At 56.9% G+C, this 13,542-nt stretch carries 16 protein-coding genes; 8 read left to right on the top strand and 8 right to left on the bottom strand.

Annotated features, from left to right (window positions below; translation table 11 throughout):
• Nucleotides 1-21: 21 nt before the first annotated feature.
• The 3 genes from ACR0A1_RS05625 (at nucleotide 22) to coaD (ending at nucleotide 1,997) form a co-directional block, all read left to right on the top strand.
• Nucleotides 22-924: a LysR family transcriptional regulator gene (locus ACR0A1_RS05625; protein ID WP_170405527.1), complete on the top strand. Its 903-nt coding sequence runs from the start codon at nucleotides 22-24 to the stop codon at nucleotides 922-924.
• Between the two features lie 61 nt (nucleotides 925-985).
• Nucleotides 986-1,423 (top strand): CBS domain-containing protein, encoded by a 438-nt coding sequence (locus ACR0A1_RS05620; RefSeq protein WP_170405529.1) that lies wholly within the window; start codon nucleotides 986-988, stop codon nucleotides 1,421-1,423.
• Between the two features lie 82 nt (nucleotides 1,424-1,505).
• On the top strand, nucleotides 1,506-1,997 hold the full coding sequence (gene coaD / locus ACR0A1_RS05615) for a pantetheine-phosphate adenylyltransferase (protein ID WP_170393190.1): 492 nt from the start codon (nucleotides 1,506-1,508) through the stop codon (nucleotides 1,995-1,997).
• On the opposite strand, the gene gap (ACR0A1_RS05610) is transcribed toward coaD, so the two are convergent.
• From gap (ACR0A1_RS05610) to gap (ACR0A1_RS05600), 3 genes are all read right to left on the bottom strand, one after another.
• Nucleotides 1,989-2,993, bottom strand: a complete 1,005-nt coding sequence (gap, locus tag ACR0A1_RS05610) for a type I glyceraldehyde-3-phosphate dehydrogenase (RefSeq protein WP_480866583.1) — start codon at nucleotides 2,991-2,993, stop codon at nucleotides 1,989-1,991. The genes coaD and gap (ACR0A1_RS05610) overlap by 9 nt on opposite strands.
• A gap of 81 nt (nucleotides 2,994-3,074) precedes the next feature.
• Nucleotides 3,075-3,218 carry a hypothetical protein gene (locus ACR0A1_RS05605; protein WP_010439846.1) on the bottom strand — a complete coding sequence of 48 codons (144 nt, stop codon included), beginning with the start codon at nucleotides 3,216-3,218 and terminating at the stop codon, nucleotides 3,075-3,077.
• A gap of 73 nt (nucleotides 3,219-3,291) precedes the next feature.
• Nucleotides 3,292-4,293, bottom strand: coding sequence for a type I glyceraldehyde-3-phosphate dehydrogenase (gene gap, locus ACR0A1_RS05600; protein WP_170393188.1), 1,002 nt, complete (start codon nucleotides 4,291-4,293; stop codon nucleotides 3,292-3,294).
• A 182-nt stretch (nucleotides 4,294-4,475) separates the two neighbouring features.
• Here gap (ACR0A1_RS05600) and ACR0A1_RS05595 point away from each other — a divergent pair, with 182 nt between their 5' ends.
• On the top strand, nucleotides 4,476-5,447 hold the full coding sequence (locus ACR0A1_RS05595; RefSeq protein ID WP_480866581.1) for a DUF808 domain-containing protein: 972 nt from the start codon (nucleotides 4,476-4,478) through the stop codon (nucleotides 5,445-5,447).
• An 87-nt stretch (nucleotides 5,448-5,534) separates the two neighbouring features.
• The gene (locus tag ACR0A1_RS05590; protein ID WP_170510103.1) at nucleotides 5,535-6,335 is read left to right on the top strand and encodes a thioesterase family protein; all 801 of its coding nucleotides are present in this window, start codon (nucleotides 5,535-5,537) and stop codon (nucleotides 6,333-6,335) included.
• Between the two features lie 50 nt (nucleotides 6,336-6,385).
• On the opposite strand, the gene tkt is transcribed toward ACR0A1_RS05590, so the two are convergent.
• Nucleotides 6,386-8,407 (bottom strand): transketolase, encoded by a 2,022-nt coding sequence (tkt, locus tag ACR0A1_RS05585; protein WP_480866579.1) that lies wholly within the window; start codon nucleotides 8,405-8,407, stop codon nucleotides 6,386-6,388.
• 234 nt (nucleotides 8,408-8,641) lie between these two features.
• On the opposite strand from tkt, the gene ACR0A1_RS05580 reads away from it, so the two are divergent.
• The 3 genes from ACR0A1_RS05580 to ACR0A1_RS05570 are packed head-to-tail and all read left to right on the top strand — an operon-like array spanning nucleotide 8,642 to nucleotide 10,217.
• The gene (locus tag ACR0A1_RS05580) at nucleotides 8,642-9,475 is read left to right on the top strand and encodes a coiled-coil domain-containing protein (protein WP_170393184.1); all 834 of its coding nucleotides are present in this window, start codon (nucleotides 8,642-8,644) and stop codon (nucleotides 9,473-9,475) included.
• Complete coding sequence (locus tag ACR0A1_RS05575; protein WP_170393183.1) at nucleotides 9,475-9,867, top strand: cell division protein ZapA; 393 nt, start codon at nucleotides 9,475-9,477, stop codon at nucleotides 9,865-9,867. Before ACR0A1_RS05580 ends, ACR0A1_RS05575 begins: the two co-directional genes overlap by 1 nt.
• Entirely contained in the window at nucleotides 9,867-10,217 is a 351-nt protein-coding gene (locus ACR0A1_RS05570; protein WP_170405544.1) for an MliC family protein, read from the top strand. Before ACR0A1_RS05575 ends, ACR0A1_RS05570 begins: the two co-directional genes overlap by 1 nt.
• Before the next feature lies 1 nt (nucleotide 10,218).
• On the opposite strand, the gene grxD is transcribed toward ACR0A1_RS05570, so the two are convergent.
• The 4 genes from grxD to purL form a co-directional block, all read right to left on the bottom strand.
• Entirely contained in the window at nucleotides 10,219-10,581 is a 363-nt protein-coding gene (grxD, locus tag ACR0A1_RS05565; RefSeq protein ID WP_170393181.1) for a Grx4 family monothiol glutaredoxin, read from the bottom strand.
• Nucleotides 10,568-10,858: a hypothetical protein gene (locus tag ACR0A1_RS05560; RefSeq protein ID WP_170393180.1), complete on the bottom strand. Its 291-nt coding sequence runs from the start codon at nucleotides 10,856-10,858 to the stop codon at nucleotides 10,568-10,570. The genes grxD and ACR0A1_RS05560 overlap by 14 nt, the downstream gene beginning before the upstream one ends.
• A 43-nt stretch (nucleotides 10,859-10,901) precedes the next feature.
• Nucleotides 10,902-11,138 carry a BolA/IbaG family iron-sulfur metabolism protein gene (locus ACR0A1_RS05555; RefSeq protein ID WP_170562863.1) on the bottom strand — a complete coding sequence of 79 codons (237 nt, stop codon included), beginning with the start codon at nucleotides 11,136-11,138 and terminating at the stop codon, nucleotides 10,902-10,904.
• Nucleotides 11,139-11,276: 138 nt separating this feature from the next.
• Nucleotides 11,277-13,436, bottom strand: coding sequence for a phosphoribosylformylglycinamidine synthase subunit PurL (purL, locus tag ACR0A1_RS05550; RefSeq protein WP_480866576.1), 2,160 nt, complete (start codon nucleotides 13,434-13,436; stop codon nucleotides 11,277-11,279).
• Nucleotides 13,437-13,542 lie beyond the last annotated feature (106 nt).

Genomic DNA, 13,542 nt, shown 5'->3' with positions numbered 1-13,542 from the left:
CAAAAATGCAAAGGGTAGAACATGACGCCGAATTGGGATGATTTGCGGGTTTTCCTGGCGGTCGCGCGCGATGAAAGCCTTTCGGGTGCGGGGCGGGTTCTCAAGATAGACCCGGCGACTGTCGGGCGCAGAATCGCGCGGCTCGAAGCGGCATTGGACGCGGTGTTGTTCACGAAATCACAGCAGGGCTATGTGTTGACGACTGCAGGACAACGCCTGATGGAGCATGGGCTGCAGGCGGAAGAAGCTATGCGCGCAGCGACTGGTGTCATGTCAGGCTCTGCCAAATCGCTAAGCGGTCAGATCCGAATTGGTGCCCCGGATGGTAGTGCCAATTACCTGTTGCCACAGGTCTGCGCCAAGATCAGCGATGCCAATCCTGATCTAGACATTCAGATCCTGGCGTTGCCGCGCATCATCAACCTATCCCGGCGAGAGGCCGACATGGCGGTAACAGTCAGTGCGCCCACCGCAGGGAAACTGCTGGTGCAGAAGATATCCGACTATCGGCTGCATATGGTCGCAACGAAGGAATACCTGAGTCGTCACGCCGAAATTCGATCCATCGAGGATCTAAAAGGGCATCGGATGATAGGCTATATTCCGGACATGATTTTCGACCGCGAGCTGGACTATCTCAACGACATTGGTGTTGAACGTGTCGCGCTTGCATCAAACTCTGTTTCTGTTCAGCTGCGACAAGTTTCGCTGGGAACAGGAGTCTGCGTGGCACATGATTTCACATTGCCGTTCCATCGGGGATTGCAGAAAATCCTGACGGATCAGGTCAGTCTGACCCGGGGGTTCTATCTGGTCCGCCATCAGGGTGATCAGCGCAATGAGCGGTTGAACCGCTTTGCCGAGGCGTTGACGCGCGGAATACGGGACGAAGTAGCGCGGCTTGAGCGCGAAGCTTCACCTTGACACATTCACACATTCCGGCAACGCTTTGGAAAACAGTACGTAATTCCGGAGGTTTTCGCTTATGCTTGTACAGGCCATTCTCAAATCCAAGGCCAGCGGCGGTGTGGAGACGGTCGAGCCAACGGCATCCGTTTCTCAGGCTGCCGAGATTCTTGCGGAAAAGCGGATTGGTACTGTGGTCATTTCCGAGGATGGGGGGCAGACGGCAGCGGGTATTTTATCCGAACGAGATATTGTTCGCGAGTTGGCTGCCAGCGGCAGTGGGTGCCTAGATAAACCCGTTAGCAACTATATGACCAAGCAACTTGTGACCGCCAGCCAGCAGGATACTGTTGAGTCTATCCTGTCCCAGATGACCGAAGGACGATTTCGCCACATGCCTGTATTGGAAGATGGCAAACTGGTCGGCATCGTTACGCTGGGTGATGCGGTGAAGGCGCAACTGGCTGAACTTGCTATGGAAAAAGACGCGCTTGAAGGCATGATCATGGGGCACTGAACGCGGGGGCTGTTTCAGCCTCTTGCACCTGCGGCAAAGTTATGTTTGCTTGCGCAGAAATATTGTTGCGCTGGAGAGCCCAATGCGGGTTGGATTATATCCCGGTACTTTCGACCCTATCACCATGGGTCATATAGACATTATTCGCCGCGCGGCTGCGCTGGTGGATAAGCTCGTCATTGGTGTTGCTATCAACCGGGACAAGGGCCCGCTGTTTTCTTTGGAAGAGCGTGTCGCGATGATCGAGGCCGAATGCGCCCATCTAACCGAGCAGACTGGCACCGAGATTGTCGCGCATCCGTTTGAAAACCTGCTGATCGATTGCGCCCGCGATGTAGGCGCTCAGATCATCGTGCGCGGACTGCGTGCGGTTGCGGATTTCGAGTATGAATTCCAGATGGTTGGGATGAATCGCGCGTTGGACGACTCGATTGAGACCGTGTTCTTGATGGCAGAGGCACGGCATCAAGCCATTGCGTCGAAACTGGTCAAAGAAATCGCCAGATTGAACGGGGACGTGTCAAAATTCGTCACGCCCCGCGTCAATTCCGCCTTGAAAGAGCGGTTAGGATAGCGCGCCCATCGCGGCGGCTGTGTCCAGCATCCGGTTCGAGAAGCCCCATTCGTTGTCGTACCATGCAAGCACACGAACCAATGTGCCGTCAGTTACTTTGGTTTCAGCCAGTGAAACCGTCGAGCTATGCGAGTCGTGGTTGAAATCGATCGAGATCAAGGGGCGATTCTCGGCCGCCAGCACACTGGGGATTTTGGCGGCGGCTTCTACAAAGAGGGCATTGACCTCTTCTTCGGTCGTCGGTCGCGAAACCTCAGCAACCAGATCAACGACTGAGACATTGGGCGTGGGGACACGAATGGCTTGCCCGGTCAACTTACCAGCAAGCTGCGGCAATACCAGACCCACTGCAGACGCCGCGCCGGTTGTCGTGGGAATCATCGACAGTGCTGCTGCGCGCGACAAGTAGGGGTCTTTGCCCGCAGTGTCGTGAACCGGTTGGCTCGCCGTATAGGCATGAACGGTTGTCATGTTGCCGTGTTTGATGCCCAGTCCTGCGTCCAAAGCCGCCGCGACCGGCGACAGGCAGTTGGTGGTGCAGGAGGCATTGGAAACAACGATATCGTCGGCGGTTAGCTCATGATCGTTCACGCCGAACACGACTGTCTTCACGCCGCCGTCGCCACGGGCAGGGGCCGAGATCAATACTTTCTTTGATCCGTTTTTCAGGTGCCGCTCAGCTGCTTCACGGGTCCGGAAAACACCGGTGCATTCCAGAACCACATCCACATCAGACCAGTCCAGTGCTTCGGGATCACGCTCGCTGGTCAGCCGGATGGGCCCAGCACCCACGTCCAGACCTGCATCAGTCAGAGTTACGGGATTGGAATAGCGTCCATGCACACTGTCGAACTCGAACAGATGTGCGTTCATTTCGGGCTTTGCCAGATCGTTGATTGCGATGATTTCAACATCAGTACGTCCGGATTCCATGACGGCCCGAAGAACGCCGCGCCCGATCCGTCCAAATCCATTGATTGCCAGCTTGAGTGTCATAATGCGCTCCGTCAGAACATGGTCCATAGATGGTTAGCGCTAACAAAGCCAGATTGGCGCGAAAGTCAAGAAAAACCTCTGTCAGCGCCAGAAGGCGAGCCAATCCAGGAAATCGTAGAGCTTCTTGCCCAGGAACAGCAGGTGTTCGGTGCCGAATAGTGCCACGTCCAGCATCAGACCGCCCAGAATTAGGATTCCAAGCCAGATGGCGATTTGATTTGTCATTTCTGCGCCCTGAACGAAAATGCCCGCTCAGATAACCTGAGCGGGCATAAAGGTACAAGCGATGTGCGAAGGGTCAGTTAAGGCGGCCCATCGCGACGGCGACATCCGCCATACGCACCGAGAATCCCCATTCGTTGTCATACCACGCCAGCACGCGTACCATACGGTTGTCGACCACACGGGTCTGATCCGGCGCGAAGATCGAGCTTTCTTCGGTATGGTTAAAATCGGTCGATACCAGCGGAGCGGGCTCATAGCCCAGAACGCGCTGCATCGGGCCTTTCGCTGCCTCTTCGACGATGGCGTTAACTTCTTCGACAGTGACGTCGCGCGAGGCGCGGAATGATAGATCAACGGCCGAGACGTTTGGAGTGGGCACGCGGATCGCCGAGCCGTCCAGGCGCCCTTTGAGGTTCGGCAGAACCTCTCCCAGTGCTGCAGCGGCGCCAGTGGACGTCGGGATCATCGACATGGCGGCAGCGCGGGCGCGATACAGATCGCTGTGGCGACGGTCCAGCGTCGGTTGGTCGCCGGTATAGGCGTGAATCGTGGTCATGATGCCATGCTCGATGCCGATACCTTCGTCCAGAACTTTGGCAAGCGGAGCAAGGCAGTTGGTGGTGCAAGAACCGTTCGACACCATGTTGTCGTTTGCAGTCAGGCTGTTGTGGTTCACACCAAATACGATGGTCTTGTCGACATTCTTGCCAGGGGCCGATAGCAGAACCTTGCCTGCGCCGCGCTCAAGATGGGTTTTAGCCTTCAGGCCGTCGTTGAATTTACCGGTGCATTCCAGAACGACATCGCAGCCTTCCCAGTCCAGCTCGTTCATATCGTAGGTCGAGAACATCTCCATCGGGCCGCGACCCAGATCCATGGTGTTGCCTTCGACCGAGACGTCGCGTGGGAAACGTCCATGGATGCTGTCGTATTTCAACAGATGCGCGGAGGTTTCCAGCGGGCCGGTGGCGTTGACCTTGATCACTTCGATGTCGTTGCGCGCCGATGCGGCGATGTGCGACAGAGTACAGCGGCCGATGCGGCCAAAACCATTGATACCGACCTTGATGGTCATCCGACGTCTCCAAAAATGCGCTTGCGTTGCAGGCCATATAGCCGCGAATATTGAATCTCAAAAGGGCAAAAATGGCATATTTTTAAGGTGTTAGCGCAAACCTGCGCCGATTGCGCTAACGCTTGCGCTAGCCGTTGGATCAGGTAGGGTCCGATCGAACAGATGAATGGAAAGGAAGCGCGATGAGTGGTCTGTTGGCCCTGTTGGACGACGTGGCGGGCATTGCAAAGGTCGCGGCGGCTTCGGTGGACGATGTGGTGGCCGCTGCCGGCAAGGCTGGGGCCAAGACTGCGGGTGTGATCATTGACGATGCGGCCGTGACGCCCAAATACGTTCAGGGTTTTGCCCCGGCGCGGGAACTGCCGATCATCTGGCGCATCGCGCGCGGATCAATTTTCAACAAGATCATTCTGTTGTTGCCGGTTGCCTTGCTACTCGCCAATTTTGCGCCTTGGTTGATCACACCGCTGCTTATGCTCGGTGGTTCATATCTGTGTTTCGAGGGGGCCGAGAAGATTTTTCACGTCCTGTTTCCACATGGGAGCCATGCGATAGACGAAGATATGAAAAATCCCGATCCCGGCCATCTGGAAGAAAAGAAGGTGAAGGGTGCGATCAAGACTGACTTTATCCTGTCTGCTGAAATCATGACCATCGCTTTGGCGGCCATTGAAGCGCCGAATGTGTGGATGCAAGCCGCGACGCTGGCCGTGGTGGGCGTTGGGGTCACCGTCGCCGTTTATGGCTCGGTCGCTCTGATCGTTAAAATGGATGATGTCGGCCTGTATTTGGCGCAAAACGCTCCGACGCCGATAGGGCGCGGAACGGGAAGGGGCCTAGTCAAAGCGATGCCCGTTGTCATGAAAGTTCTATCTATCGTTGGTACTGCTGCGATGCTGTGGGTCGGCGGGTCGATCATGATCCACGGTATGGAGGTCCTGGGCTTTGGCTGGCTGGGCCATCACATTTACGACTGGGCAAATGCTGCGAGTCATACTGTGCCTGAACAATGGGCAGGCGCGGTAAAGTGGATCGCGAAGGCGACGATGGATGGTGTATTCGGTCTGGCCTATGGGCTGGCGCTGATACCGGTGGCAACCAAGCTGCTGTCCCCCGCGATCAGCGCGATTTCGGGATCTGAGAATAAACACTGAAATCAGGATCATGTGACGTGAGGTTTCATCTGGCACAACGGTAAGAGCGGGGTAAGTTCCAATCGAAGCATATCCGGTGTGAGATCGATGACTAAACTCAGCCTTTCCCAAGTCCTTGCCAGTTCAGATCGGTTGAACGGGATGCTGCAGTTTCCGGTGCCGCCAAACTGGATGCAAGGCCGCACAACATATGGCGGCTTCTCGTCTGCCTTGCTGCTGGCTGCTGCGAGAAATGCGGTCGATGTTCTGCCGCCATTACGCTCGGCCCTGATCAATTTTACCGCGCCCATCGGTTCACCTCCGCTGATCGAAACCGAGGTGCTTCGCAATGGGCGGAATGTCACAACGATCAATACACGAGCAAGGATTGAGGGGAATACAGCCGCGCTTGGGACATTTACGTTTGGCAAGGCACAGGAAAGCCATGTGGCGTTCGAACATCCGGCTAAGGCAGAGATACAGCCAGAGATCACAGAACACTATTTCCCGCCAGATTTGCCAAAACTTCCCATTGCATTTCTTGAGAACTTCGACGTTCGATTGATCGACGGGGCGCGGCCATTTGCTGGTGCAGAGCGTGGCTATGTGAAGGTTTGGGCGCGCCATAATGATGCCGATATGCGCGATAGGATCGAAGGGTTGATCGCAATTGCGGACCTATTGCCACCGGCCATATTCCCGACATTGAAGAAGCCGGGAAACAACTCGTCAATGAACTGGATTTTCAACGTGCTGTCCGAAGATATTCATACTCGCGATGGATGGTGGTTGATGGAACATCAATTGACAGCTGGACATGACGGCTACAGCTCTCAGGTCATGCGGATGTGGAACACCGATGGTGATCTAATTGTCGATGGTATGCAGTCAGTAATAATTTTCGTCTAACAAAAAAGGCCCCGGTTATAACCGAGGCCTTCTGACTTATTTGGGTAGGTTCAACCCAGCAGTTCTTTGACCTTGGCGACTGTTGCCTCGGTCGTGATGCCAAAATGCTTGTAGAGCTCTCCGGCGGGTGCCGACGCACCAAAGCTGGACATGCCGATGAACCCGGCTTTGGCCTCGCGACCACGCTCGCCCAGAAGCCAACGGTCCCAGCCTCCGGCGCGAACCGCAGCCTCGATACCGACGCGGACGGCTCCCGCAGGTAGTACGCGCTTGCGGTAGGCTTCGTCTTGTTCGGCAAACAGCTCCATACAGGGCATGGAAACGACCCGAGTGCCGATGCCTTCGGCCTCAAGTATTGCTTTAGCTTCCATCGCCAGCGAAACCTCGGAACCTGTGGCAATCAGAATCGCCTGACGCTTGTTTTCTGCGTCAGCCAATACATAAGCGCCTTGCGCGGTTAGGTTTTTAGCTTTGTGCTGGGTCCGAACAGTTGGCACGCCTTGACGGGTCAGCGACAGGACTGAGGGGCTATCCTTGAAGGTCAGCGCCAATTCCCAGGCTTCGGCGGTCTCAATCGTATCCGCGGGGCGGAACACATAAGTGTTCGGCGTCGCGCGTGAGATCGCCAGATGTTCCACCGGCTGGTGCGTCGGACCGTCTTCGCCCAGACCAATCGAGTCGTGGGTCATCACGAAGACCGTCGGGATCTTCATAAGTGCAGCCAAACGCATCGAGGGCCGCGCATAGTCGGTGAAGGCCATGAACGTACCGCCATACGGGCGAATACCACCATGCAGCGCCATACCGTTCATAGCAGCGGCCATACCGTGTTCACGAATGCCGTAATGGATATACCGACCCTTGCGGTTTTCCGGAAGGAACACGCCCATATCAGCCGATTTGGTGTTGTTCGATCCAGTCAGGTCAGCCGAGCCGCCAATGGTTTCGGGCATGATCGGGTTAACGACATTCAACACCTTCTCTGAAGAGGCGCGTGTGGCCAGCTTTGGCTGGTCTTCCGACATCTGTTTCTTAAACGACCGGATGGCGCCGGCCAGCTTCTTTGGTGCCTCAAACGCATAGGCGCGGTTGAATTCGGCTTGTTTACGTTCGGAGACTTGCGCAAAACGCTCCTCCCACGCTGCGCGCTCGGCTTTGCCACGTGCACCAATGGCCTCCCAAACGGCTTTGACCTCAGCAGGGATGACGAACGCATCATGCGGCCAGTCATATGCTTCTTTGGCGGCGTTCAACTGATCCTGATCGGTCAGAGCGCCATGGCCTTTTGAAGTGTCCTGCGCCGCGTGACCCAGTGCAATGTGGCTTTCACAAGCAATCATCGTCGGTTTGTTCGACTTCTTCGCCTGCACGATGGCCGCATCGATGGCCTTGGGGTCGTGGCCGTCAATCTCAAGCACATGCCAGCCCGAGGCCGCAAAACGGCGCACCTGATCGGTGCGGTCGGCGATGTCGACTGTGCCGTCGATGGTGATGTTGTTGTTATCCCAGAAGACGATCAGCTTGCTCAACTCGTGGCGACCCGCCAAAGTGATCGCCTCTTGGCTGACGCCTTCCATCAGGCAGCCGTCGCCCGCAATCACGTAGGTATAGTGATCAACGATCTTCTTGCCATAATGCGCACGCTGAATTTCCTCGGCCATCGCAAAGCCAACGGCATTCGAAATGCCCTGACCCAAAGGTCCGGTAGTGGTTTCGACACCATCGATCAGGAAGTTTTCAGGGTGCCCGGCAGTTTTGGCGCCCAATTGACGGAAGTTCTTGATCTCTTCCAGCGTAACATCGCCATGACCGGTGAGATACAGCAGCGAATAGACCAGCATCGAACCGTGACCCGCCGATAGGATGAACCGATCGCGGTCCGGCCAGTTCGGGGCAGCGGCGTCGAATTTGAGGTGCTTTTCGAACAATACGGTCGCAACATCGGCCATGCCCATCGGCATACCGGAATGGCCGGAATTGGCGGCGGCGACAGCGTCGAGGGTCAGGGTGCGGATGGCCGCAGCCTTGTCCCAGTGTTCGGGGTTGGCATTGCGCAGCGCAGTCAGGTCCACGGGCGTAGTTCCTTTGGTTTACGGGCAGATGGGCGCTGAATACCATCCGATTGTCAAAGTGCAAGCAGAACCGCGTGGCACATCGAATTGGCGCTTCAAGAGCGGTGTGCAAGTGGTTGAAACCAAACAGTGGGTATTTTCTGTCGCATTCCGTTAGACTAGGGCTGAGCGCCGCCGCTTTTGATTCGGGTAGGCGAATATCAGAACGAACCTTGATAAAGAGGTGACACAGGCATGAGTCAGATCGAAGAACTACAACGCCGTATTATCACCGCGATGGAGCGGATCGGTAATGGTGTCGAGGCCTTGCACGATGCTGGATCCGCAGCCGGTGATGACACGTCGCTGCGAACGGCGCTTGAAGAAGAGCGGGTGGCCAATGCCCAGCTTGAGGAACGGCTGAAAACGATCAAAGAGAGGCACGCGCAAGAGATTGACGCGCTGCGTGCGCAACCGGCACCGAGTTCGGAAGTGGATGCGCTGCGTGCGCAATTGGCCGAGGCGACTTCTCAGCTCGCCACGGTTGAGGCTGCGCGGGCCGAGTTGGCGGATGCCAAGGCTGCGCTTGAAAACACGGACGAAGTCGAGGGCTTGAAGGCAGAGATTGAGACTCTGCGATCACATCAGGGCGCTGCAGAAGAGGCGAATACGTTGCGCGCGCAGGTCGAGAAACTGACCCCAATCGCGGATCGCGCGGAAGAGATGGAGGCCGAATTGGCGCGTCTGCGGGCTGAACTGGTCGATAGCGAGCGGTTAACCGAACTCAATGCCGAGCTTGAGATGCTGCGCGCGGAACGGGCTAGCCATGGGGCCGCGATGTCCCGGTTGGATGATGATTTGCAACGGCTTCGCAATGCAAACGATCAGCTCCGAAGCGCTGTCGATGAATTACGCGCCGCCGCAGAGGACGGTGTCACGGATGCTGACATGCTGAACCGGGCCACGACAGCCGAATTAGAAGCCATACGTGCCGCGCGCGCGTCGGACGCAGCCGAAGCGCATGCGGTCCTGGCTCGGCTTGAGCCATTGCTAAGTCATGCCAATCTGGCCGAGGGAGAGGTGGAATAATGCCCGAAGTAACCATTCATATCGGTGGCCGCGGCTTTGATGTCTCGTGCCAGGACGGTGAAGAACCGTTTCTGCAAGCGGCAGCCAGACTGCTGGATGATGAGGCTCAGGTTTTGTCGGACCAGATCGGACGTATGCCGGAATCGCGGATGCTGCTGATGGCGGGACTCATGTTGGCAGACAAGGCGGCCGCGCATGAAGATCGCATGAAACTGGCCGAGGCCAAGCTGGTTGAATTGGAGACCGAATTGAAGCGGCTCCGCAGCCAACCGCAGCCGGAACCTGAACGGATCGAGGTCGCGGTAGTGCCGCCATCTGTCACGGATACGCTGGCTGAAATGGCGGCGCGCGCCGAAGCCCTGGCGGCAGTCATTGAAGAAAGGACGGCCTAATGCCGATCGCCCGAATGGCCTTTTGCGCGGCCGTCGTCTCGCTGACTGGCACGATGGCAAAGGCCGATATCGACATTCTGTCCGTGACGTTTACCTGTGAAAACAACACGCAAGTGCCGGTGTCCTACTTTAACGCCTCAAATGGCGATGGGGCGGCTGCGATGATGATCGATGATCAGTTGATCCCCATGAAACAGGTTCCAAGCGGCTCGGGCATCCGGTATGAATCCGTCGGAGGGGCAGGGACATATACCCTGCGCTCCAAGGGGTGGGATGCCACGATCAGCCATCAGGCCGAAGGCGACACAGCCCCGGAACTCGTATTGTTCAAGGACTGTAGCAGCCGATAGCTTACGCGTTTGCTTCGCGGATTTTGTCCGCAGCGTCTTTGTTGTAGCCCACACTGTTTTCATCGAACAGTGTGTCTAGCTCGCCCGACAGCGTCATTTCAGTGATAATGTCGCAACCGCCGACAAACTCGCCTTTGACATAAAGCTGAGGCACGGTTGGCCAGTCGGAGTAGTCCTTGATGCCCTGGCGCACAGCTTCGTCAGCCAGAACGTTCACGTCGGTGTATTCGACCCCCATGTAATTCAGAACACCGGCCACCCGGGATGAGAACCCGCACTGCGGCATCTCTTTGGTGCCTTTCATGTAAAGCACCACATCGTTGGCTTTGACGGTTTCGTCGATCTGGGTCTTAACGTCGCTCATCTTGCTTTTCCTTTTCATCCGCTTGCGCGGCGGTCGTTCGGTTATCGGGCAGTTCAGGTGCCCATCCTTCTTCTTCAAGCCGCCGGTGTTCTGCTTGTGCAAGCGTCACCGGATCAAGCCCGTATCGTTCAATTCCCCCAACCTTGCTAAGCGTATCGGGGTCAGGGCGCATATCCGACAGTTTTCGTTTTCTGTTGCGTTTGACATAGGCTTCGATGAGGGCGGCGACAACTATCAATGCACCAAGAAGAGATATCCAGAAGGGCCAGCCACTCATGTTTTCAAAGCCACTTAGGCGCTTTTTTGAAAGTAGTGCTGTGTCATTCAGGTACCTTCGTCGTCAACGCCAGCGCGTGCAATTCCCCATCAGATCCATCCATCTTGCCTTTCAGCGCAGCGTAAACCGCACGCTGTTGCTGAACGCGGTTTTTGCCGCGAAAGCTCTCGTCCACGACCATGGCGGACATGTGCACGCCATCGCTGCCACCAACCTGAATTTCCGCATCGGGAAAGCTTTCGCGCAGCAGGGTTTCGATCTCGTGGGCGCTCATCGGCATGTAGGTTCACTCCTGTAGGTCTTTCCCAAGATGTAGAGTGATGGGAGCGGGCGTGCAAGATGTCGAGCATCTTTCAGATACGCGAATCCCGCGCCTATGGAAGACGCGGGAATTCTGGAATTCGGAAGAGACGATTTATCAGGCGACCGCGGCGGCAAAGCTCTGGCGGAAGCTCTCGGTCAGTTCTGCCAAAGGAGCTTCGGAATTGCCGATCTTCACGCTGTCACCGGTAAACCGGCCAACCGAGACCAGCGGGACACCAGCCTGACCGGCAGCGATCATTAGCGCCTCGGCTTGATCGAAGTTGCACGCCACAAGATAACGGGCCTGGTCTTCGCCGAATAGGAACTCGGACGATGCATCATCCAGGCAAACGCCTACGCCTGCAGCTTCAGCAAGTTCAAACGCTGCCAGTGCAAGGCCGCCATCGCTAAGATCAGTACATGCTTTGATCATCTCGCGATTGGCACGGATGAATTCCCCGTTGCGCGCCTCTGCAGCCAGATCAACATGCGGCGCGTCTCCGTCCTCGCGGTTGAATACCTCGGCCAGCAGGGCGGACTGACCCATATGGCCGTTGGTTTCGCCGATGACCAGCGCAACATGGCCATCCCGAACCTCGTTTCCGATGATCTCGTCGCTATGAGCAAGAAGACCAACCGCGCCGATGGTGGGGGTTGGCAGGATCGCCTGACCGTCTGTCTCGTTATAAAGAGAGACGTTGCCCGACACGATGGGCATATCCAGCGCACCAACGGCGGCACCGATACCTTGGATCGCGCCGACGAACTGACCCATGATCTCGGGCTTTTCGGGGTTCCCGAAGTTCAGGTTGTCTGTGGTGGCAAGTGGTTTGGCCCCCACGGCGGTCAGGTTGCGATAGGCCTCGGCCACCGCTTGTTTGCCGCCTTCCACCGGGTTTGCACGGACATAGCGCGGGGTTACGTCGCTGGTGAAGGCCAGCACCTTGTCGGTGCCATGTACGCGGACCATGCCAGCGCCCAGACCCGGCGTGCGAGTTGAATCCGCCATGACCATGGTGTCATATTGCTCATAGACCCATTGTTTGCCTGCGTAATTGGGTGAAGAGAGCAGGGCGCGCAGACCGTCGATCGGATCGATCTGTGGTACGTCTTCCAGTGGCGCGGACTCAGGGGTCGGTTCCCACGGGCGGTCGTATTCAGGCGCGGTCGAGGACAGTTTAGACAGGACCAGATCGGCTTTGATCTCACCATTGTGCATGATCAGGAAACGGTCTTCGGCAATGGTTTCGCCTACGATGGCAAAATCGAGGTCCCATTTTTCGAACACGGCGCGGGCCTCGGCCTCAAGCTCAGGTTTGAGGACCATCAGCATCCGTTCCTGAGATTCCGACAGCATCATTTCATAGGCTGTCATGTTCTCTTCGCGCTGCGGGACATTCTCGAGGTCCAAACGCACGCCCAGACCACCTTTGTCGCCCATCTCTACAGCCGAGCAGGTCAAGCCCGCTGCGCCCATGTCCTGGATCGAGATCACGGCACCGGTCTGCATCAGTTCCAGCGTTGCTTCCATCAGGCGCTTTTCGGTGAAGGGGTCGCCGACCTGAACGGTGGGGCGTTTTTCTTCGATGGTGTCATCGAATTCGGCCGATGCCATGGTTGCTCCGCCCACACCGTCACGACCGGTTTTTGCGCCCAGATAGACGACGGGCATCCCAACGCCCGAAGCGGCCGAGTAGAAAATCTTGTCACTGTCAGCCAGACCAGCGGCAAACGCGTTCACAAGGCAGTTGCCGTTATAGGCCGGGTGGAACCGAACTTCGCCACCCACGCAAGGCACACCGAAGCAGTTGCCGTAGCCGCCAATCCCCTCGACCACTCCGTTCACCAATTGGCGCGTCTTATGGTGGCCCGGCTCGCCAAAGGACAGTGAGTTCATCGAGGCGATGGGCCGTGCGCCCATGGTGAAAACATCCCGCAGGATGCCGCCCACGCCGGTCGCCGCGCCCTGATAAGGTTCGATATACGAAGGGTGGTTGTGGCTTTCCATCTTGAACACCACGGCCTGACCGTCGCCGATATCGACGACACCCGCATTCTCGCCTGGGCCGCAGATAACCTGAGGGCCAGAGGTTGGAAGGGTGCGCAACCATTTCTTGGACGACTTATAAGAACAATGCTCGTTCCACATCGCCGAAAAGATGCCAAGCTCGGTAAAGGTCGGCTCACGCCCGATGATCTCAAGGATCATGTCGTATTCCTCGGGCTTGAGCCCATGTGCGGCAATCAGATCGGGTGTGATGGCGGGCTCTTGCATCTTCTGTCCTGTGTCCAAGTGGGCCGAGATTGCGGGCCTTTTAGGGCAATGGGCCGCTTGAGGAAAGAGCCAAACCCGCACAGGGGTCATCGGGCAATAAAAAACG

The sequence above is a fragment of the Ruegeria sp. D6 genome, assembly GCF_056534365.1.
The sequence above is the reverse complement of the archived record's forward strand: the minus strand, read 5'-3'. Positions and strand labels throughout refer to the sequence as shown.